Origin of the sequence: Microvirga pakistanensis, assembly GCF_004458765.1 — a bacterium.
Lineage (GTDB): Bacteria > Pseudomonadota > Alphaproteobacteria > Rhizobiales > Beijerinckiaceae > Microvirga > Microvirga pakistanensis.
The window spans coordinates 1-223 of sequence record NZ_SPJX01000006.1 but is presented as its reverse complement, the minus strand read 5'-3'; the positions used below and the strand labels follow the sequence as shown (position 1 = coordinate 223).

Genomic DNA, 223 nt, shown 5'->3' with positions numbered 1-223 from the left:
GGCGAGTAACGGCGATCTCGCCAACTGGATGATCCCCGGCAAGATGGTGAAGGGCATGGGCGGCGCCATGGACCTGGTCGCGGGCGTGAAGCGCGTGGTCGTGGTGATGGAACACGTGGCCAAGGGCAAGGATGGTTCGGAGGAGCCGAAGCTGCTGAGAGAATGCACGCTGCCGCTCACCGGCGCCGGCGTGGTCGATCTGGTGATCACCGATCTCGGCGTT

1 protein-coding gene is annotated in these 223 nt (G+C 65.0%); it reads left to right on the top strand.

The genetic code is table 11. The annotated features are described in order from the left end of the window. On the top strand, window positions 1–223 hold a 223-nt coding region (locus tag E4K09_RS00020), incomplete at both ends, for a CoA-transferase (protein ID WP_280177430.1).